Genomic DNA, 20088 nt, shown 5'->3' with positions numbered 1-20088 from the left:
CGATCTTATCCTTAATTTGATACAGGCTACAAACAATAACTCATTGCTAAACGCAATCCTTTTCCAATTTCATCAGGTGTGCTATCCAAAGATAAAGTGACTGCTTTATCTTTACCTAGACCGTCCCAAGCATCCAATCTAACATGACGATTAGGATAAATATTTATCACGCTATCAAATAAATATACATCGCACAACATCATATTTTTCAATAATGATTTTTTTGTTTTGTAACCTAAAGATTGACATAAGTGACTCACCCAATTCTCATAGCGATCCTCTCCTTTGGTCAAATCAAAAAAATCTATACTCTCATCGCTTCCTTGTGTAAATGTTCTACTATTGGATAGTGCCTGCAATAAAGCGTTACTCAATGCGATATCATCAACATCTAGAGGCAAAATAAAAGGTTGATACATGTGATCAATTGCCATCATACCATTACCAGACATAGTTTGAACAATGATTGCCTTTTCGTTAAATCTGACACATGCAGTATAGTGTTGCTCTTGGTTAAAAGCCATTACTTTATCTCCGTAATTTTAATTACAATATTGCGAGTTTTAGCATAGTGTATTGCTTTTTGTATTTGCTGTCTTTGCCCCACATTGGTTTTTGCAGGGATGGCCAAATAAATTTCCCTCCTTTGTATCATATCAGATCTCAAACCAACTCTAGACAATGTATGTGTCTCAAAGCTGGCTGCTGCATCAATATGTGATTTTATAGCACTGTAAACCTGAGTGGGGTTATTGATTTTAGCCAATGTCTGAGTATCTAAAGTTTTTGCGCTAATAGCTGTTTTTGTTTTGGCATCATAGTAGTCAAACGTCTTGAAGTTTTTTGGCAATCTGGCCTCCGCGGGAAAACTTCTCCCAACATAATTCTCCCAAGGCATGCCTTGATTTTGGATGCCACCTCCCCATCGTATACCAACAATATTATTGGAAACTGAGTTGGTTGGTATAGAATTTAATCGAGAAACCTTGGTTCCAGCACCAACCCTAGCACTAGGAATACCAACCATTTCAACAAACTCAAGAACTGTAATAGCACGATTAATACTTCTTTGGCGTATAAATTCTCCACATTGTTGGTGATTTAACCCGGCTTGTTTGCAGTTTTTATAATCTTCAGCTCTTCTCATCTGAGCCGCTTTGGATTGTGCATTATCCCAAACCTCATCCCCACTCTCCACCTCCCAAGCTCTTTGCACCTCATTGGCATTGAGTAGTGATTGACTATCTTGTGTGATGGCAAGTTGTTCATCGGTGCTTAAGTTTTGCAGAGTTTGAGCAGTTGTTATGATGCCTTGTCTATGGTTGTCAATGTCCTCTTTATTCAGACTAGTACCAATATTATACGCCAAATCAGAGATTTTGCCCATTCTTGTGGCAGAAGTTTCGCCTTGTCCATTGTGGTGGGCGATTTCGTGGTTTAGGGTTTCTATGGCATTGTCTAGAAGATGGTCTATGTCAAGGTAGGTGTGTCCTTTGGTGGGATTGGCAAGCCCTTGTACCAGCTCGTCTTTTGTGTTGGTGGTGTTTTGGGTTAAAAAGACTTGGGTGTCTTTGGCAGTTGTATCTTGGGTTAATTGTGTGTTTAATTCATTTAAGATGTCTTGGTTTTGGGCGACATTGGTTAAATCGCCATCAGTGATGGCATCTATGTGAGCATTAAGATTGGCTTGTGTCTTATCCGCTCCTGTCAGAATGTTATTTGTAGCTTGGGTTAGGTTGTCTTTGGCTTTTTTGAGGGCAGAGTTGCCATTGATGGTGTTTTCATTGTCCATTAAGCCAGTAGCTGTTGCACCCACAGCAACGCCAAACATACCAAAGGCGGCTTTGGTGTTGTTGGGCAGGTCTTTTTGTTCTTTTTTAATCCCCTCTCTCCCCTCTTTACTAAACACCCTGGTATCGATAGTGGTATTGACATCTAGACCGCCTGTTTTGGTATCTTTGATGACTTGTTGGGTGGTTAGGGCATCGGTGTTGATGTCTGTTTGGGTAAGGTCGGTGCTGGTTTGGGCTTGTCCGTTGTGGGTGATAGTACCTGTGATGGTAGCACCTTGACCGATGGTGGCAAGGGCTGTTGTTTCTTTTTGGTGTCCGTTGTTGTTGGCAGAGATGCTAATACTGGTAGGTTTATTATCGCTACTACCCAACCCTAAGCCCATACCCTTGTTTTGGCTAGATTCTGTTGCCAATAGGTCGTTTGTGGTTAAGGTGTTGGTGGTGAAGTTTAGCTCGCTGTTTGTTTGATTGCCTTGTTCATCTTCACTGATGGCAGCGATGACACCGCCTGTTAGGGTGGTGTGATTGGTACTTAGGCTGTGACCACTGCCGTGATTGGCATCGGCATTGACATAGATGATGCCTGATGGGGTGTTATTGGTGGTAACATCGCTATTACTGTTTTGCTGATTATAGCCTAGATTTAGACTGTTTGCACCAATACCAATGTTACCACCTTGGCTTTTGCTTTGCTCATGATGAGTATTTTGACTGGTGGTGATATTGAGTGTGTTTGTGCTGTAATGACCGCCTTGCGTGGTAATGGTGGCACCGTGCAAGGTGGTGGTGTTGGCATGGCCGTTTAGCTCGCCTAAGTTGAGTTTTGTGTCATGGGTTGTCGTGCTTGTGCTTTGGCTGTGGCTTTGTTGTCTGCTTACACCTGCCGATAGATTGCCCGTACTGCTGATGCTGGCATCTAAGGTATTACCACTGCTTTGGTTTAGGCTAATGTCTTGGGTGGTGGCATGGGTTAAGGTTAGTTTATTAAGTTGATCAACATTCAAGTTGCCAATATCCCCTTGCAGTCCTTTGGTGGTAAAGTCATCACCAACCAGCGTTGTATTGGCAGCAGTGATGTTGGTCGCAACAAATTCTTGGTTTGTTTGCGTTTGGCTGCTTTGGCTTTGGGTGTGTGTCGCACCCAGTTTGGCACTAAAGCCTAAGGTTGGTGCAGTTGATGCCGCTGTCGCTGCTGTGCTGCCCAAAGCGATTTGAGCATTGGCGACATTGGTAGTTGCCATGGCAAGGTTTAGCTCATAATCCTTAATGGCATTTGGGTCGAGTTTGCCAGTTTTTACCATCGTTTTGGCTTGTTCTAGCTCTTTACGAGCATGGTTGGCAGCTTGAATGGCTTCTTTGACATTTTCGGCAGCAATGGCAGTATCTACGGCAACATGATGAACTGTTGCACCGATTCTGGTGGTATTTGTTTCATTGCTTTGAGTGTGTGCGGTTTGATTGATAGCACCATCAAGCAAGGTGGATTTGGCACCAATGAGTAAAGTGCCTGATGTAGGGTCTAAATCAAAGTTGGTAGCTTGCGTGGTTAGACTGCCGTCATTCATATTGCCAAGCACAACCGCATTATTGCCACGAACGGTTACGCCATCATGAGTGGTGCTTTGGGTGCTTTGGGTATCTGTGCTATCGGTATGAACCACCGCACCTAATTGCAAGTGGTCTTTACCAAGTCTCATACCTTCACCAGTGATGGTTTGGCGTGTTTGAGTGGCATTGGCGGTTTTGGTGTGTTTGGCGGTGGCAAATAAAACATCATCGCCCAAGACAGCCACAAAGCCATCGGTGCCAGCATCAAAGCGTGTACCTGTCGCAGTTACAGTTTGAGCACCCGCTTGAATATGACTACCGTGAAGTTCGCTTACCGCCTGAATCTCTGTTTTACTGTGGTTACTATCAGATTTGGCAAGTGTAACACCGTCAAAGCCCAAAGCACCTGTTACAACCCCAACACCCTTCATCACATCTTTGGCAAGACCACGATAAGACTTAGAGATCTCCTGCCAAGTTTCATTGGTTAAATCTACCGTGCCTAGATTTAGATTGTGCATATCGCCTGAAATGACGGTAGGCTTACCATTGTCATTAAGCTTCAAGGTACCATCATCATTGGTGGCAAGATGGGCATTACCCACTGTGATGGGGCCGTGAGTAGCTTGAAGGCTGATTCCATTTAAATTGGCAGAATTTCCTTGAATATCAACACTGCCAGCACGAACACCTGTTTGAGCAAGGGTTTCTTGGTAAAAGCCATCAACATTACCTGTATTTTTATAAAAGTTTTGGGTGGTTTTGGTGTTGTTTTGATAGATGCTATTGACAGCAGACTGTACAGTAACATTACCCTGTTTCGCACTAATACTTGCTTGTTCATTGGCATTGACATTGGTACCAAATAAGCTGACATCAGCATCCTGTGAGATTATGTACACATCATTGCCCAAAACAGTACTTAATACAGCTGCATCAGTGTAGGATTCATATGTTTGTTTGATGTCTTTGCTGCCGTACCATTTGTCTTGTTGGTAACTGGAGGCACTCTGTACACCCTCTACCTTCCTCCCCTCGGTCATGCGTACACCCCCAGTACCAATAATAGCCGTAGTGCCTGTGACAGAGTCTAGGTGCGAGCCTTGGATGTTAATGTCTGCGTTTTTGCCTGTGGTTCTAATGATGGTATCACCATAACTGCTAATATTTGAGCCTACATCGGTGCTTTGGCTGTACTTAAAGTAATTATTGTCATCTGCCACAGCACTGATGTGGTTGCTTACGGTAACAGTGCCAATGTTGATGCCATTTTCGGCGGCCATTTGGGTACTGCCGCCTGTGTTGTCTGATGTGGCACCTTGATAGATGATCTGATTGCCACGCAGACTTAGTGTGGTTAATGGTTTGCCGTTTTCATCTGTACTGTCTTTTAAGCCTGCACCAACACTGATGGTGGCGATTTGGCTTAAGTCAGTTCTGCTTGAACTACTTTTACCTTGTGTGTTTGTTTGGGTAGTGGTTAGGCTTTGGCTCATGATGCGGTTTTTGGCATCAAGACCCATGGCACTGTTTGCGTGTAGGGTGCCGTGGTTGATGAGGTCGTTGTTTGTGCTTATCTTAACAAAGTCGCCATTAATGATGCCTGTGTTATTGACATTGTTTGCGGTGATGGCAGCAGTGTCTTTGGCGATGAGGTTGCCATTATTGTCAAGATCGCCAGTCAGCTGCATGTTGATATTTCTTGCTGAGACAGCACTGTATCTGCCATCAGGACTAAGTGTGCCTGTGGCGATGTTGGCAGATCTTAGATACAGCTTAGGCACTAAGACATCCTCGATTTTGGTGATGCTATTGCCATCTTTATCTTTGGTGGTATAGGTGATGGACTGTTTCACCAACCAGACGATGTTTGTGGTTAAGTTTGCCATCTGATCAGGCGTGAGTGCTGTGCCAAGCGTGTAGCCGAATTGTTTGGCATGAGCGATGCCATTATCCATCAACTGTTTAAAGGCTTCTTCATTACTGTGATAATCGGTGTTGATGTGTCTGCCTGTCAGTAGATAATACTCATCTTTAATACGTGCTTGTTCGCCATAACCATCAGATAGACGTTTATGGATATGATTGGGGTCTGATTGCATCGCCTTTAGCATATAATCTGAGCCAAGCCACTGTTTGTGATTGGTAAAGGCAGAATCAGTTTGAATCAGTGGTTGATTAGGATTATCTGCATTGATGGTGTATAGGGCTGATGTTGGAATGGTGAGGGTGTTGTCAGTGTTTGCTATCGTCACTGCTTGCTTATTGGTAATACTATGTTTTAACTCATCAACTAAGTTTGCCAGCACAGCCTCATCCACATCCTGCCCTGATTGTTTGGCTGACAATAAATCTGACAGTTGCTTTTGAGCGGTAGCAGATAAGGCAGATTGAGTGGCTTGCAAGGTGGTAAGCACGGTGTCTATATCACCACTGACTAGAGCTGAACTATCGATGTTGGCGGCATTTAAAGCAAGATGGTCAGCACTGACATTCTGCATCACAACAGCGGTCTTTATACCACCATTTTGATTTACAATTGGTAAAAAGTAAGGCGTTCCCGTTGTTTTGGCATTAATAGACTGGAGAGCGTTTTTGTCTACAAAAACATCAGTTACTTCATAAGCTCCCCAGCAACTGCCAAGCACCCGTTGACGACAACCTGTCCCCGGCTTATGATGTGTTCGTACAACGTCTTGATAACTGTATTTTGGTATAATTAATGTTGATTCTGGATCAATGCTACCAACCTTTCCGGTGAGTGTGATTTTTCCTCCAGCTATAACTTGGCTTTTATTGGTATTAAATTGATCAATATCTACTGTTAAATCACCACCTGAAACAATGCGACTTGGATCACTAACATCTGTTTCTTCCCAAGTTAAAATTTCTTTATAATTCCAGCGATCATAAGTGCGATATTCTTCATTGTTCGAATTTTTGATGATGAGTGGTAGAATGCGATGGTTATGTCCCACAGGTGTAATGCTTACTTCATTAGGGGTATAGATCCTACCATTGGCATGATACACAGCAATATTTTCAGAAGAAGACTGGGTCTTTGTGGCAAAATCTGCATTCTCATTCTTTAATACCGAAGTCCCAACCACCATCTCCCCACCAGATTCAATCGTTGCCCCCTTATTGATAACAGCACCTGCTTTGCCTGTGGCGTAATGATTGTCATCTAAGTTGCCACCAATATGCAGACTGCCTAGGCTTGTGATTAAGGCTTGATTGTCGAAGTTTTCGTTAAATTTGCCTGCTCTGTCAGGGTTGGGGTTGTTATTAAGCATTTTTACACCAATATCCAATCGCTCTCTGGCTGCAATCACAGGGGCAGTGTACTTGCTGTCTGATTCTTTCACCTTAGCTGGGGTATTGTTTAGTGTATCAGCTTGTATGGCAAGGTGTGTGCCATAAATACGACCGCCTGACTGATTGTTGATTGTATCATTGGCTTTAATAACCGTGGTTTCGCCATTGATTAAGCCTTGGTTATTGATGCTGGTTTGGCTGGTTATTTGTGTGTGATTGCCACTACTAATGGTGCCTGTTTGGGTGTTATCAATATGATTTGCGACGAGTGTTAAATCCTGATTGGCAGTTAATTGGCTTTGATTGGTAATCTTGCCGTCAGTACTAAGCTGTAAGCTATTTGCAAGTAGTTTATCATTATCGGTGTGCGTATAATCCGCTTGCTGCTTAATGGCAAGCACATCCGCTTGGATAATACCGCCATTTCGTAAATCTTTGGTGTCAATACTTGTGTGATTGGCTGATAATACACCTCCCTGATTATGGATGGTGCTTGTATTTTTTAAGCTAAGCTTATTGTTGGCAACTGTTGCCCCTTGATTATGGTGTATATCCGCTTGTGCTGATAAGCTAATATTGTCTGCACTGCTCGTGGATTGATTGAAGTTTAAGCGATTGGCAGTGGCTGTAATATTTTCAGCTGCCATCATGACACCTTGATGACTGATGGTGTTATTAGCATTTAAGACAATATTGCCAGTTGCACTGATATTGCCTGTATTGTCAATGTCTTGACTGCTAGCGATTTGTATATTACCTCTGGCACCGATAGCACCAGTGTTATTAACATTAGCTACGGTCGCCTTGAGATTATTGGTAGTGATCTCACCTTGGTTTTGTAAAGCTTTGGCAGTTAGTGCCAAATTACCAGCAACATCAATACTGCCTTGCTGCTCAGCCAGTTTATTATTATCAAGAGTGCTGTCAATATTTAAGAGATTGTCAGCATCTTTATCGGTGGCTTGCAGTAGACCTGCGGTATTATCCAAACCGCCTGCATTGATGGTAAAGCCAGTTGCCGATATGATACCTTGGCTGTTATCAATGGCTTTGATGTTTAATGTTTGAGTGCCTAGACTTAATAGCTCACCTTGGCTGTTATTTAGATTTTCTGATTTTACATTAAGCTCACCTACACCTGCGTGGTGGATGGCACCTTGTTGATTAATAAGCTGATTGGTATCAATCTCAAGTTTATCACTGTTAGTACTAATAGTACCTAAGGTATTATTAATGCTGCGTTTGATCGCTAATGATAACGCTGTTTTACCAGCTTGACTAATGGTGCCTTGACGATTCTCCAAGACATCAGTATTAACAATCATCTCATTGGCACTTAGTATACCCTCGCTATTATCTAGTTTGTTTGGAGCTGTGATGGCAAGGCTATTGCTAGCGACAGTACTAGTTTTGCGTGTACTAATAGTGTCTTGTGCTAAGAGTGTGATATTATCAGCCTGGGTTTTGCTGTCATCAAGATTGATAGTATTGGCATTTAGCGTCAGTGTGCCCGTCGCAATAGCATTGCCATTACTACGAATACCTTCTGTTGCTTGGATGCTGATGTTAGCTGGTGTATTACCAAGTTTACCATCACTTTGCATACCTGCACTGATAGTACCAGTACTTGTTAAGCTTTGAGTGTCAATACGGACATCCTTGGCACTGGCAATCAGACCTGCTTGTTCATTGTTAATATGACTGGCAGTAATGGCTGTATCTTGGGCTGCGTAAATCGTACCAGTGCTATTTAGTTGCTGTGCATTAACATTAAGCTTACCATCACTTTGAATGCGACCATCAGTATTATCAATGGCTGTTTTGGCAGTAATCGTTGTGTTTTGGGCACCACTAATCACACTAGCATTGTTTTTAAGTGTACCATTGGCATTTATCGTCAGTGCATGGGCACCATGAATAACACCTTGGTTATTGATGACTTTGCTCGCTGCGACAGATACGTCACCAGTACTTTGCACAACACCATCGCTATTATTAAACTCATTCTTGGCAACAAGCACCATATCCCCACCGCTGGTCAGACTACCTGCTGTATTGATGATGGTAGATTCACTGTCAATTGCCATGTCTTGTCTGGAGATGATATCGCCTTTGCTGTTGTCAAAGCTGGTTAATTGCCAGTGGATGTTATCTAGGGCGATTTTACTGTCAGTGTTGGCAAGGGTGTTAGTGTTTAAGGTTTGTGCGTCAATCGATGCTTGATTGGTGTTACTGGTCTGATTGGCGGTAATATGAGTGTCGCCTGTGGCAGTGATCAGTGCTTTGTCGCCTGTATTGTTTAAAGACTTGGTGGTGCTGATAAAACCGTTGGCAGATGGCGTATCGGTTGATGGATTGGGTGTGTTTGCACCATTATTTGAGTTATTTGTTGTTGTATTGTCTGCTGGCTGATGGCTTACCGTACCAGCACTTTGATCGGTACTTGGCACAGAGGGTGCTTTAAGTTGGGTTTTTTCATACAGGCTTTGACCAATTGCAGCTTTGTTGGTGTTGGTAAGTGTATGGGTACTAATAGTGAGCTTACCTGTACCTGTTTGGACAAGCTTACCAGTATTGGTGAGTTCATCAGTGCTAACTTGTAAGACACCACCATACATACTGCCTTGATTGTCAATGGCGTTTGTGGCAGTTATCTTAGTGTTTTGAGTGCTGGCAATGGTGCCTGTGTTGGTGAGCTTGGCGGTGTCAATGGCAATGTCGGATTGTTCACCAAGTAGTGTGCCAGCGTTGCGGACGTGATGACTTTGGGTATTGATCGTCACTTTGTCTTTGGCTGATGCGATACCTGTATTAACAAGATTGCCTTGATGATCAAGAGTGAGCGTGCCTGTACCAGCTTGTACACCGCTGCCAGTTGCTGCAATCATCCCTTGGTTGTTAACACCAAAGCCTTTGTCTGTACCAATAAGACGGATTTTACCTGCATACATGCCACCTAAGGCAGCGACATCTAGGGCAATACCTGTTTGGTTTGTGCTGCTTGCACCGTCATTTTTGTGGGCAGCAGAAAGTTGGTTAAATTTACCATCTTGCAGAGTAACTGTATTCTCCCCTGTGACAATATCTAGTACGCTGCCTGCGTAAATCTCATCATTGATTTGGGCGGTTTTAGCAATCAATGCAGCATAATCAGTGTTTTGTAGGTTAAGCTTACCATTAACTTCAATGTTGCCGGTATTGACTTGATAACCAGTGATTTGTCCTTGGTCAAACTTGCCGTTTGCAGCCACAAGATGTACATTGCCTGCGTTGATAAAACCAGTGCCATTGATAACAAGACCATTAGGGTTGGCAATAATAACATCTGCTCTTTTACCAGCCACTTCAATAAAGCCACCCAGATGACTTGGGTTGTTAGAATTAATTTGATTTAAGATGGTGGATGCCTCACCTTTTGCCATAAAGGGGTTGGCTTGTACATATCCTGCGATTTGGGTATTGACTGCTTTACGGTTGTTATTTAATACAGCACCTGTACTGCCGACATCAAATTGGCTGTAGTGATTATTGGATAGTCCTTTATCATTGGGTGTGGCGATATTGACAGAAACTATACCACTGGCGGTAGGCAAAATGGTAGGTTGTAGGTTTTTGGGAGCGGATGGATCGGCGATGATGGTTGTAGCAGTGTTTGGATTAGCATAAGAGGTCACCGAAAAAGTGAGTCCTAAAAGCACGGCCATGCTGGCAAGTTTAAATTTACCATAAAGTCCATAACCAAATGAGTCTTGTTGCGAGGTCATCAAAACGGTATTATTTTGACTGCCTCCCTGAGCTTTTGTTTTAGATTGGCAACAGGTTTTTTCAGAAACCACAACCAAACAACCTAGGTTTTTATTAAAGATGACGCGGTAGCAATTGCGGTTCATTAGATATTCCTAAAAATAATCAAATACAAAAAATAAATAAATGAGATTTATTCTATAAAATTTGTGGAAATAGTGCAATGTTTTTATGATGATTTGCGGAGAATTTTATGGGTGAGTGGGTTTAAGAAAGTTTAAAAATTAAATAAGTAAAGCAAAAAATCACGCTTTTTGTGATTTTTTGCTTTTTATTTTTAATATTTTTAATATTTTTAGACGTCCTGAAAGCCTTGAAAACAAAGGGATATAGAGGAATTATAGCACCGTTTACCTTGCATTATAGCACCGTTTACCTTGCATTATAGCACCGTTTACCTTGCATTATAGCACCGTTTACCTTGCATTTGACACCTTTGTCAGAAGAAGATATAATAACACCTTTATTGTTTTTAGGTGCTAATTTATATAGCACCGTTTACCTTGCATAATTAGAAATTGTATGAATAAAAATCTCGTTGTTAAAGATAATGCACTCATCAATGCTAGTTACAATCTTGAGTTGGTGGAACAACGTCTTATTTTACTTGCAGTGGTTGAGGCAAGAAGAACGAATCAGGAAATTAAATCAGATGATTTCTTGACTATTTGTGCTGAGAATTACATCAATGAATTTGGTGTCCATAGGAATGTTGCGTATCAGGCTCTAAAAGATGCGTGTAGTCATTTGTTTGAACGCAGGTTTACTTATCAGAAGCTAACACCGAAAGGTAATAAGGAGACGATTACGAGCCGTTGGGTTCAAAGCGTCTCCTATGTGGAAAACGAGGCGATTGTTAGGTTGAAATTCTCTGATGATGTCGCCCCTCTAATAACACTGCTTGAGAAGAATTTTACCAGTTATGAGTTGGAACAAGTAGCAGGATTGACCAGTAAATATGCGGTGCGTTTGTACGAGATTATTATTGCATGGCGTACTAAAGGTAGGACGCCTATGTTTGACATTGATGAGCTACGAAATCGTTTGGGTGTGATTAATGATGAATACCCAAGAATGGAAACTCTAAAGCGTAAAGTTATTGATTTTGCTGTTAAGCAAGTTAATGATAAAACTGATATTGATATCACTTATGAGCAACATAAAAATGGACGCAAGATTATTGGATTTACCTTTGTTGTTACTCAAAAGTCAAAAGAAAAATTAACAACTCCAAGAACCAAAGATAAAGAAAGAGATGTCAATACTGTTGATATATTTGATAGTTTAACCGACAAGGAACGTAAAATTGTTAATCAAAAAAATATCTATGCCGACAACATCGGGGCGGATGGACAACATCGAGCTAATCTTATCAAGCAAGCCTTAGAGCAACATCGCCAAGCTGAGCTAGAAACAAAAAAGAAAAAAGAACGTGAAAAAGCAGAAAAGCAGGCTAAAAAAGCCAAGGAGAAAATTGAGCTTGATAGAGCCAGGGATATTTTTGAGAAGATAAAAGCAGAGCATCGTTTGATTAATATGTATTTGGCCAGAAATATTGACCCAAATCATTTGCAAGGTTTGCAACAGATTCGCTATAACGATGGCGATTTTGCCGGTGTGTTTGAAATGGAAAAGCATAAATTTGAAAAGCTGGCCAATTTTAGACATTTAAATTTGGACTTTTTGCAAATAAAGCAGTAAGGTTTGTGGAATTATTTATAATTGAATGCAAATAATTCCCAAAACTCCTAGATTTTAAGATTTTTAAAAAGACAAAAAGAAAAATTTTTTTAAATTAAAAGAATTTTAACCAACAACAAAGGCGAAGCACAGCGAAGCCCTTTTTATTATTTATAATATTTATAAATTTATAATATTTTGTACCTTTTTATAAATTGCAACTTTTTAATTTAAAAATCATATACTTACATTGTGGAAAACTTTTTCATTTGTGTAGAAATTTATGGTCATTTGTGTAGAAATTTATGGTATTTATGATTGATTTATATGTAAAATACATATATAATAATACTTATATTTAGATAGGCATGGAGTGACAACTAATGACAGATTTTAACCTTGAAACCCTTGATTTTGAAACCTTGCAGAAAGTCAGCAAGTCCATTGAGATGATTGATGAGCAGTTTGGGGGCAACCCAACGATGAAGCGAGCCATTTTAAAAAATTATGGCTTTTCCCTTGATGACTTTCCTACTGTGTTTGAGCCTAATCCTGTTGCTAAGCAAGCCCAAGAGCAGGCTGTTCAACTCCAAAATGAAAGTGTTGAGAAATCCCTAGAATTGCAAAATAAATTGGTTTATGGTGATAAATGGTATGTGTTACAAAATCGTTTATTGAATGCAATTACAAATTTGGATTTAAATGAAAGACGGTTAATTATGCTTTTATCGCCTATTGTTCGTAAAGATGTTGAAGATTTTCCTAATAAAAATCGTAGGGTTTTTGTGGTTAAAGCCCTAGATTTTGCAGAAACATATGAAATTAAGCCGAATAATGTCTATAAGATGTTGGCTAATACTGCTGATACAATACTTGGTAAGGCTTTTTGGTTTTGGAATTTCAAAGACGATAAGCCTTTTGGCGAAAAAACTTACAAAACAGGCATGACTTGGGTTTCTAAATGTAACTACCTTGAAGATAGGGGGGGGAATAGCTATATCTTTAAGCGAAGATATGATTGAAATGCTTACAGTTTTTGATAAAGCAAACCCTTTTACAAAATATCAAATTGATGTTATTGTTAAATTGGGTTGTTATGGCATTATTTTGTTTGAATTGATTGTTAGTTGCTTACATCAAGATTTTAAACAAAAAAGTTATACTATTGAATATCTAAAAGAAAAATTTAATTGCGTTGATAAATATAAAAATGTTGCTGAATTTAAAAGAAATGTGATAGATAGGGCGATTAGTGATATTCATGAATATACCACAATTCGCATTTCTTACGAACAAAAGAAAGTTGGTCGTTCTGTGTCTGAGTTGCTTTTTTCTTTTGAAGATATATCACAAAAGAAAATTGAAGAGACAAAAGAAAAAGGGAGCAATGCCCCCAAAGACCCATTTACCAATTTCAAAATGAGCCAAAAACAGCTTTCCTTGTTCGCTAGTAAAATTAAAAAAGCAAGCGGTCAAGATGTGGAAGAAATTATCAAAGAGTTATCAAATGTACACTTACAGTCCAAGCACATTGATTTTCTTAAAGTGCTTGATTTTGTGCCGTCTGATTGGTACACCGAAGCCGAAATCAAAAAGCACCCTACCCCCCAACAAATTGCACAGGAGAAGCTAAGAGCCAAACAAAAAGCCAAAGAGCAAGCGGAGCTGGAACAGGCTCAGCTCAGGCAGGATTATGAAGTGTTGCTGGCGAATGCAGAAGAATTTGTAATGGCAAACCAAAAAAGAATTGGTATTGGTATTGAAAAAATGTATTTTGAAAAGGGAGACTATCAGGGCGTAGTCAGAATTTGGGAGCGTTATTTATTGAGCGAAAGAGACCGTAAGGGCTTTGCTCTACTTGATGAAATTCTATCAAGGTAATCAAGATGTAGTATATATTAGACTTCTTTCCAAACCCTGATTTTTATGGATTTTTAAAAACTTCAACCCCAATACTTATAAGGGTTTATTTTTAGTTTGGAAAGAGATTTATTGATTTAAACACCGCTTATGGCGGTGTTTTTTATTGAAAAGACAAAAGGAAAAATTGGTATTGTCGCACCAACCGCCCTACTCTACCTGCCACCCCATTCAGGCGATTATTCCAAAAATCTACCTGAGACTGGCGGTAGTGGCTGTCAGCCTGATAGAGTATGACTTAGACAGCTTAGGGGTCATTTTTAATTGTTTCTAAATTGTTTCTATTAAAAAACAAATTTAATACAAATATTGTATTGACATTTCAAGTCAATACATATAATGTAATTTTATGTATAAATTTTGTAAACAAGAAATTAGTGAACAAGTGTAAAAAATGGCTTTGAGCCTTTATGTGGTATGGGTTTGGGGTGATTTGGGACGGTTCTCAGGGTCAAATTCGCTTTGTGTGTGTTCTTTCGCCCTATCCCCTACCTACTTACCAAGCAAACAAAAACACCGCCATAAGCGGTGTTGGTTGAAAAGACAAAAGGAAAAATTAGGCTGTGGCGTAGTTGTGCTGGCGTTGCCATAGATTGAAGAACATTTGGGCTGTACCAATGCTAGGTTTTTCATTGGCAAGTTTGGCACGAGCCTGTTCAGCGACTATGTAGGCGTTTTTCACCGCCTTTGGGCTTGCTCCATTGTTCAAAACTTCTTCTAAAAAGTCTTGAATATCTTCTTCACTATTTAGATAATCTAAAATATTAAAATCACTCATCTTCATCACTCCAATTTGCCAAAATAATTTTGGCTTGTTCAATATCTCGCTCTTGGCTGTCTTTGTCGCCAGCACAAAGCAATAAAACCACGACATTTCTACGAATGGTGTAATACACTCGGTATCCAGCCCCTGTATGAAATTTTAACTCGCTGATATTGTCGCCAATGCCTTTGTGTTCGCCAAAAAATGCGTCTTGCTCAATGCGAAATAAGCGACCAAGTATTTGCTTTTTCGCTTGTCGGTCTTTGAGTTTTTTAAACCACTTTTCAAATTCATCTGTTTTCTTGATTTTGAATTGTGGTTGTTCTTGGTTTTGATTGTCTGCCATAATGACCTATCTTACTACAAAAAATATTAACAAGCAAATGACTACACCAGCGACAAAACCAGCACCAGCAAACAGGATTTCTCGCTGTTTGGCGGTGTCTTTTTTGCTTTGTCTTTGCAATTCTTTGGCTTGCAACTCTTCAATTTTGGCGATATGACGCTCAAAACGCTCATCGCTGGCTTTGTCGTACTCGGCTTGAATTTTGGTGAGAATAAAATTTAGGTCTTTATTCTTGGTGTCAAGCTCGCTCAATAAGTCTGTGAATGCTTCTGCTAGGTTTTTTTCGTGATTGGTGCTATTGCCGACATAATACTCATTTGAGCCGTCTAACTGCATTTGAATGCTGGTAATGGCGGTTTCAATCTCGCTTTGAATGCCGATAAGCTGTTGGTGGCTAAGTGCGGTGATTTTTTCTTCAAAATCTTGGATATTTTCTTTTAAAATATCTCTAATACCCAGCACCAATGCAACGCTTGGGTCGTCTTCGCCAACTTTGGTGCTGGTGCGTTCAAATATGCTCTGAATGAGTTTTTTTACTTCTTTGTCTTCTTCGCTCATGGCGTTTCCCCATATTATGCAAATGACGGCATAATACCGTCATTTGTGGTTTTTGATTGTGAAAAATCACTCATCTTTAAAAACATCATCAACTTTGGAAAAGATGTCTTTTTTGATTTTTTTAAGGCGGTTTTTGGCAAGAAGTTCAAATGTCTTAGTGTCATTAGCAACTTCTTCAAAAGTCATTCCTTGCTTAATCATTGTTGAAAAGTCTTTTTCAAAAGTATCATTATTGAGTTTTGTAATTTTAACAACGCCAATGATATTATCAATCGCTTGGAATGCTTTTGTTTTGGAAAAATCAGTAGTTGGTTTTCCAAAATATTCATTTTCCCAGACAATAATAGGAACAGTTGGGTAACTTTCGGCAAGTTTGATTAAGCATTTTTTGCTATCATCTTCGGCTTGTCCGTAGCTGATTGGCACATGAATGTAGATGTTTTTTTCAAAATCATCTTGAATAACACTTGGAATATCCATCATTGTTAGATAACTATTAAATGGCAGAAATTCACCTGAACCAGTATCAACCAAGAAAGTTGCATTTTCATTCTCCAAGAAGTTTTGTAGAAATCCGTCAAATTTTGATTGGTCTACCAATTCTTCATCATCTTTCATGATGTCAATTTGTTTTACATTTAGGCTTTTATATGAAGCCAATGTTTTGTTACTTGGGTCAATATCAATCAAAGTAACATCATCAACATTTTACAAAAGATATTGGGACAAAAGCATTGATACAACACTTTTTCCAATACCGCCTTTTGATTGCATTACAAAGTGGATTGCATTGTTTAATGGATAAGCCATAATTACACCTATTCTGCTGGTTTAAATAAATCTTCCAAGTCTATATTGTCAATATTTTTGTCAAAATTCTGCAATACATCTTGTTTGGTTTTTTTGGGTTTAAAGATAGATTTCTTTGAAATCTCTGTTTTTTCTTCGCTGGTTGGTTGTGAAATTTGAGTAATGCTTTTATCACTCTTATACTTTCGGTAATTATTTCCAATCGCTTGTAGTGATACACTAATACCAAATTTTTCTTCAACCAACTTTGCTATATCTTCCAAAGTGTAAACCTGAGCTGGGTCATCTCTACACTCAATAATGAAAGCGATAGCTTCTTTGGTTAGTCGTGGTCTAGCCATACATAAACACCCCCTTAGTGGAATTTACGGCATTCTACACTAGAATTAAAGCATTTTCAAGCATTTTCAAGCATTTTCAAGTATTTTCAAGTATTTTCAAGTATTTTCAAGTATTTTCAAGTATTTTCAAGTATTTTCAAGTATTTTAAAGTATTATAACGATATTTTAAAGCATTTTCAAGCATTTTAAAGTAAAAAATGAAAAATTTAAAGTATTTTAAAGTATTTTAAAGTATTTTAAAGTATGTGCAAGGTTTGGGGGCTGGTGGTTGGTGGTTCAGGTCTACGCCCTGAACCATTTTTCTTTGTTTTTCTAATGGCAGGATAGGCTAACGCCGTTAAAAATATATATTTTTATGCTATAATGTTGGTTGTTTGGTTGGCTCTGTGGAGTATTTATGTCCAGTTCGTATTCTTTCCTTTTGAATGGTCTTACCCAAGACCATAAAGATTTTTTGCACCGCTACGCTCAAAATGAGCTTGGTTCATCATCACGCACCAAAGCGATTTTAGCACTCATTGATAAGGCAATGCGTGCTGAGCAGGTGCAAAACTCATCAGATGATGAGTTGAGAAATGAAGCTGTATCTAATAAAGAAAGATACAGCTAATAAAATTGAATTTTACTACGGAAACCGTTCGCCCTAAACTTGTCGAAGGGTCGGTTTCCGTTATGGTTCGACAGGCTCACCACGAACGGGAACCGTAGTACTTTTTCATTTTGTAGAGTGTATATTGAACATCATCAAGAAAAAATAAAAAATCACAATAGAGAAATCCAAGAAGCTAAATCACAAAATAATCATGATTTAGTTCGTATTTTGTCAAGAAAAAAACTTGGAATTAAAAAGCAAAGATTGCAACTATCAATACCAATATATGATTATGAGTATTTAGAAAAATTGGCAAAAAATAGCCATAGTTCTATACAATATTATACCACAGTTATTATATTGGAGCATTTATATTCAGAAAAAAGATTGCTTGGTAATGAAATAGAAGTTTTGAAAAAGTCAAATTATGAATTATACAAGATTGGTGTAAACATAAATCAAATAGCCAAAGCAAATAATGCTGGCGATATGGTAGAATTACCAATCAACCAGTTGTATAATCAAATTCAAAAACATATTAAGGTTGTGCAAGATTTATTAAAATCAAGTACAGATATTTATTAGGAAATAAAATGAAATTGTTAAATTTATCTGATGATGAATTAAGAATTATTTATGCAGTACAAAGCCTATACCAAAGGCTTGCCAAGCGACCAGCAGGAGCTAAAAAAGGAACTGGATAAATTGGTGAAGAGTAGGGCGATTGGCAAAGATAAAGGGCGTTGATTAACGCCCCTTGCCCTTATCCAAATCAGGAAAGTCTGGCATGGGAATTTTACCGCTTGCAATATCAGGTATTTGCTCTTGTAACATTTCCAAGCCCTTTTTCTGAGCTTCAAAATTATCAGGGCATTTTAACAGGATTTGCATTGCCATAATTTCAATTTTTTGAGCATTGTCATTGCTTAAATTAGGGTACTGATTTTTAGTGTTTTTAGGTTCAAATGTTTCCAATAATTCCTTATGCGGATAATTGCAACAATCTTTAATGATTTGGTGCAAATATCTTCCATTGTGTATAGCTATCTAAGTGGCAATATAATCTTGTGTATTGTATCTCTTAGCTTCTTCCAACATATATGCTTCTATATCATTTGTTGGATTGATTTCATTATTTCTTTTTGCAATTTCAAAATCCCTTGCCCTGTAAAATTCATCTTTATTTTGGGCTGTGCTTCGCCAGTCAAGTTCAATGCCATGATTTTGAGCGATATGTTCTAAAAAAGTTCTTATCGTGCGACTATTGCCTTCAACAAATGGGTGTTGATAATCCAAATCAGCATATAGATTGGATAGTATTTCAATTTTCTTTTTTGGTGATTGCGTCTGCCCCAAGTTTTCATTAGCTTGTTTGATAATGCTATCTACTTTACTTTCATTTGGTAGTGGCTCATAGTAAAATGGTTTTCTTACTGAATAAGTTTCATTTCTATTTTTTGAATGAACATCTTCCCTTACTGGTCTAAAAGAGCCAGCAACCCTTTCTGTTTGGCTATCTTGAAATAGGTAAGTATGAATGGATTTTAGGTGTTTTAAATCAAAGGTTTGATTGATTAAATCTTTCCTTTCAGCAATCTCTAATCCACGCAAATAAGCTAATTTTTCAATCTCTTCTTGGTTCATTCTATTTACCTGCAAGAATACTAGCTTTCATCATCTCACTTCTTTGCTCAAAAGATATTTCCCCATTGATGTACATAAAGCCAATGCGTTTCATGTCTTCTGTGGGGTGTATATCTTCTAGGGCGAAGTTAGCCAATGTTTTTTCCCAAGCGGTCAATCTGCGTTGGCGTTCTTGTGGAGTGATTGTTGGTGTAGCGGGTTTTTTGACTGATGATGTTGTTTTTGCAAAAAAATTTCTGCTGACTGTTTGGGGTTGTTGAATTTGTTGCATGATTAGCTCCTGAAATGTTCAATATTATACCATAATTTTATGGATTGTTTGCATATATTGCAATGCGTGAATTTTCATAGTTTAATCTTGAAAAACCCACCTAGATAACAGTATAATGTCCAAGTATATAATCTTGCAACATTATCATTTTTATTTTATCAATATCATTGGTGTATTCAATAATATTGTTTGATAAAATTTCTTTATTATCATCAAACTCAATAGAAAAAATTTTAATTTGCGTGCCAAAACTTTCCTGTATTGAGATGAATTTTAAAAAGTCTGTTGAATTACTAACAATGTTTGTAATTTTATTGTTGGGTAAAGACTTAATTAGTTCCGAAAAGCCACTATTATAACTCCAAGCAGGATAGAGAATTTCAGGAAATTTAACCTGAAATTCTATGTTTGGAAAGTTGGACGGAATACCAAGATAAACATTTACTGTCATATAAAACCTTAATTTCTATTGAAAATTTTAAAAACAAAAAACAAGAAAAAAAACATTAAATATCATTGACGCTAAAAAAATAACTTGATTACACCATCTCTTTCAAGATAGGCACAATCTCTATCAATTTGTAATTTTCTTTTCTCGCTCATGGTCTAACTCCCATTTTGATTTGTTGATAATTTATCTTCAATTTCCCAAATATGCACCATAAGAAATGGTAGAAACATATTAGACCCCTTTCCAAA

At 38.5% G+C, this 20088-nt stretch carries 18 protein-coding genes and 1 pseudogene; 7 read left to right on the top strand and 12 right to left on the bottom strand.

Annotated elements, in window-relative coordinates:
- Positions 1–26: 26 nt before the first annotated feature.
- The 3 genes and pseudogenes from B5J94_RS05115 to B5J94_RS15135 all read right to left on the bottom strand — a co-directional run.
- Entirely contained in the window at positions 27–524 is a 498-nt protein-coding gene (locus B5J94_RS05115; RefSeq protein ID WP_062498610.1) for a contact-dependent growth inhibition system immunity protein, read from the bottom strand.
- Complete coding sequence (locus B5J94_RS05110; RefSeq protein WP_228144528.1) at positions 524–10423, bottom strand: endonuclease toxin domain-containing protein; 9900 nt, start codon at positions 10421–10423, stop codon at positions 524–526. The genes B5J94_RS05115 and B5J94_RS05110 overlap by 1 nt, the downstream gene beginning before the upstream one ends.
- Before the next feature lie 18 nt (positions 10424–10441).
- Positions 10442–10549, bottom strand: a pseudogene (locus B5J94_RS15135) (ESPR domain-containing protein); the annotation flags it as partial.
- 436 nt (positions 10550–10985) lie between these two features.
- On the opposite strand from B5J94_RS15135, the gene repM reads away from it, so the two are divergent.
- From repM to B5J94_RS14970, 5 genes are all read left to right on the top strand, one after another.
- Entirely contained in the window at positions 10986–12164 is a 1179-nt protein-coding gene (gene repM / locus B5J94_RS05105; protein ID WP_062498608.1) for a replication initiation protein RepM, read from the top strand.
- 362 nt (positions 12165–12526) lie between these two features.
- The gene (locus B5J94_RS14980; RefSeq protein ID WP_062498607.1) at positions 12527–13165 is read left to right on the top strand and encodes a RepB family plasmid replication initiator protein; all 639 of its coding nucleotides are present in this window, start codon (positions 12527–12529) and stop codon (positions 13163–13165) included.
- Entirely contained in the window at positions 13158–14024 is an 867-nt protein-coding gene (locus B5J94_RS14975) for a replication initiation protein (RefSeq protein WP_062498606.1), read from the top strand. Before B5J94_RS14980 ends, B5J94_RS14975 begins: the two co-directional genes overlap by 8 nt.
- Before the next feature lie 129 nt (positions 14025–14153).
- Positions 14154–14300, top strand: coding sequence for a hypothetical protein (locus B5J94_RS14095; protein WP_156471100.1), 147 nt, complete (start codon positions 14154–14156; stop codon positions 14298–14300).
- A 173-nt stretch (positions 14301–14473) separates the two neighbouring features.
- Positions 14474–14602 (top strand): hypothetical protein, encoded by a 129-nt coding sequence (locus tag B5J94_RS14970; protein ID WP_255216946.1) that lies wholly within the window; start codon positions 14474–14476, stop codon positions 14600–14602.
- A 17-nt stretch (positions 14603–14619) separates the two neighbouring features.
- On the opposite strand, the gene B5J94_RS05090 is transcribed toward B5J94_RS14970, so the two are convergent.
- From B5J94_RS05090 to B5J94_RS05070, 5 genes are all read right to left on the bottom strand, one after another.
- Positions 14620–14841, bottom strand: a complete 222-nt coding sequence (locus B5J94_RS05090; RefSeq protein WP_062501354.1) for a helix-turn-helix domain-containing protein — start codon at positions 14839–14841, stop codon at positions 14620–14622.
- A complete protein-coding gene (locus tag B5J94_RS05085; protein WP_062501352.1) occupies positions 14834–15172 on the bottom strand; it encodes a type II toxin-antitoxin system RelE/ParE family toxin in 339 nt (112 codons plus the stop codon). The genes B5J94_RS05090 and B5J94_RS05085 overlap by 8 nt, the downstream gene beginning before the upstream one ends.
- Positions 15173–15178: 6 nt before the next feature.
- The gene (locus B5J94_RS05080) at positions 15179–15730 is read right to left on the bottom strand and encodes a hypothetical protein (protein WP_062501350.1); all 552 of its coding nucleotides are present in this window, start codon (positions 15728–15730) and stop codon (positions 15179–15181) included.
- Between the two features lie 66 nt (positions 15731–15796).
- On the bottom strand, positions 15797–16420 hold the full coding sequence (locus tag B5J94_RS05075; protein ID WP_062501348.1) for a P-loop NTPase family protein: 624 nt from the start codon (positions 16418–16420) through the stop codon (positions 15797–15799).
- Positions 16421–16548: 128 nt separating this feature from the next.
- Positions 16549–16881, bottom strand: a complete 333-nt coding sequence (locus tag B5J94_RS05070; RefSeq protein WP_062501346.1) for a helix-turn-helix domain-containing protein — start codon at positions 16879–16881, stop codon at positions 16549–16551.
- A gap of 398 nt (positions 16882–17279) precedes the next feature.
- Between B5J94_RS05070 and B5J94_RS05065 the strand changes: the two genes are divergently transcribed.
- Positions 17280–17492 carry a hypothetical protein gene (locus tag B5J94_RS05065; RefSeq protein ID WP_079363977.1) on the top strand — a complete coding sequence of 71 codons (213 nt, stop codon included), beginning with the start codon at positions 17280–17282 and terminating at the stop codon, positions 17490–17492.
- Positions 17493–17609: 117 nt separating this feature from the next.
- Entirely contained in the window at positions 17610–18059 is a 450-nt protein-coding gene (locus B5J94_RS05060) for a hypothetical protein (protein WP_079363976.1), read from the top strand.
- A gap of 162 nt (positions 18060–18221) precedes the next feature.
- Here the strand turns inward: B5J94_RS05060 and B5J94_RS05055 are convergent, their stop codons facing one another.
- The 4 genes from B5J94_RS05055 to B5J94_RS05040 form a co-directional block, all read right to left on the bottom strand.
- Positions 18222–18497 carry a hypothetical protein gene (locus tag B5J94_RS05055; RefSeq protein ID WP_062501559.1) on the bottom strand — a complete coding sequence of 92 codons (276 nt, stop codon included), beginning with the start codon at positions 18495–18497 and terminating at the stop codon, positions 18222–18224.
- A 24-nt stretch (positions 18498–18521) separates the two neighbouring features.
- Entirely contained in the window at positions 18522–19118 is a 597-nt protein-coding gene (locus B5J94_RS05050) for a Fic family protein (RefSeq protein WP_062501561.1), read from the bottom strand.
- A 1-nt stretch (position 19119) separates the two neighbouring features.
- Positions 19120–19389, bottom strand: a complete 270-nt coding sequence (locus B5J94_RS05045; RefSeq protein WP_062501563.1) for an antitoxin VbhA family protein — start codon at positions 19387–19389, stop codon at positions 19120–19122.
- A gap of 100 nt (positions 19390–19489) precedes the next feature.
- Positions 19490–19840: a hypothetical protein gene (locus B5J94_RS05040; protein ID WP_062501565.1), complete on the bottom strand. Its 351-nt coding sequence runs from the start codon at positions 19838–19840 to the stop codon at positions 19490–19492.
- Positions 19841–20088: the final 248 nt, after the last annotated feature.

This window comes from Moraxella lacunata (assembly GCF_002027545.1).
In the GTDB taxonomy this organism is placed as follows: Bacteria; Pseudomonadota; Gammaproteobacteria; order Pseudomonadales; family Moraxellaceae; genus Moraxella; species Moraxella lacunata.
The sequence above is the reverse complement of the archived record's forward strand: the minus strand, read 5'-3'. Positions and strand labels throughout refer to the sequence as shown.

Coding starts and splice junctions, on each gene's coding strand:
- B5J94_RS05115 (WP_062498610.1), bottom strand. CDS start 524: ATGGCTTTTAACCAAGAGCAACACTATACTGCATGTGTCAGATTTAAC.
- B5J94_RS05110 (WP_228144528.1), bottom strand. CDS start 10,423: ATGACCTCGCAACAAGACTCATTTGGTTATGGACTTTATGGTAAATTT.
- repM (WP_062498608.1), top strand. CDS start 10,986: ATGAATAAAAATCTCGTTGTTAAAGATAATGCACTCATCAATGCTAGT.
- B5J94_RS14980 (WP_062498607.1), top strand. CDS start 12,527: ATGACAGATTTTAACCTTGAAACCCTTGATTTTGAAACCTTGCAGAAA.
- B5J94_RS14975 (WP_062498606.1), top strand. CDS start 13,158: ATGATTGAAATGCTTACAGTTTTTGATAAAGCAAACCCTTTTACAAAA.
- B5J94_RS14095 (WP_156471100.1), top strand. CDS start 14,154: ATGGCGGTGTTTTTTATTGAAAAGACAAAAGGAAAAATTGGTATTGTC.
- B5J94_RS14970 (WP_255216946.1), top strand. CDS start 14,474: ATGTGGTATGGGTTTGGGGTGATTTGGGACGGTTCTCAGGGTCAAATT.
- B5J94_RS05090 (WP_062501354.1), bottom strand. CDS start 14,841: ATGAGTGATTTTAATATTTTAGATTATCTAAATAGTGAAGAAGATATT.
- B5J94_RS05085 (WP_062501352.1), bottom strand. CDS start 15,172: ATGGCAGACAATCAAAACCAAGAACAACCACAATTCAAAATCAAGAAA.
- B5J94_RS05080 (WP_062501350.1), bottom strand. CDS start 15,730: ATGAGCGAAGAAGACAAAGAAGTAAAAAAACTCATTCAGAGCATATTT.
- B5J94_RS05070 (WP_062501346.1), bottom strand. CDS start 16,881: ATGGCTAGACCACGACTAACCAAAGAAGCTATCGCTTTCATTATTGAG.
- B5J94_RS05065 (WP_079363977.1), top strand. CDS start 17,280: ATGTCCAGTTCGTATTCTTTCCTTTTGAATGGTCTTACCCAAGACCAT.
- B5J94_RS05050 (WP_062501561.1), bottom strand. CDS start 19,118: ATGAACCAAGAAGAGATTGAAAAATTAGCTTATTTGCGTGGATTAGAG.
- B5J94_RS05045 (WP_062501563.1), bottom strand. CDS start 19,389: ATGCAACAAATTCAACAACCCCAAACAGTCAGCAGAAATTTTTTTGCA.
- B5J94_RS05040 (WP_062501565.1), bottom strand. CDS start 19,840: ATGACAGTAAATGTTTATCTTGGTATTCCGTCCAACTTTCCAAACATA.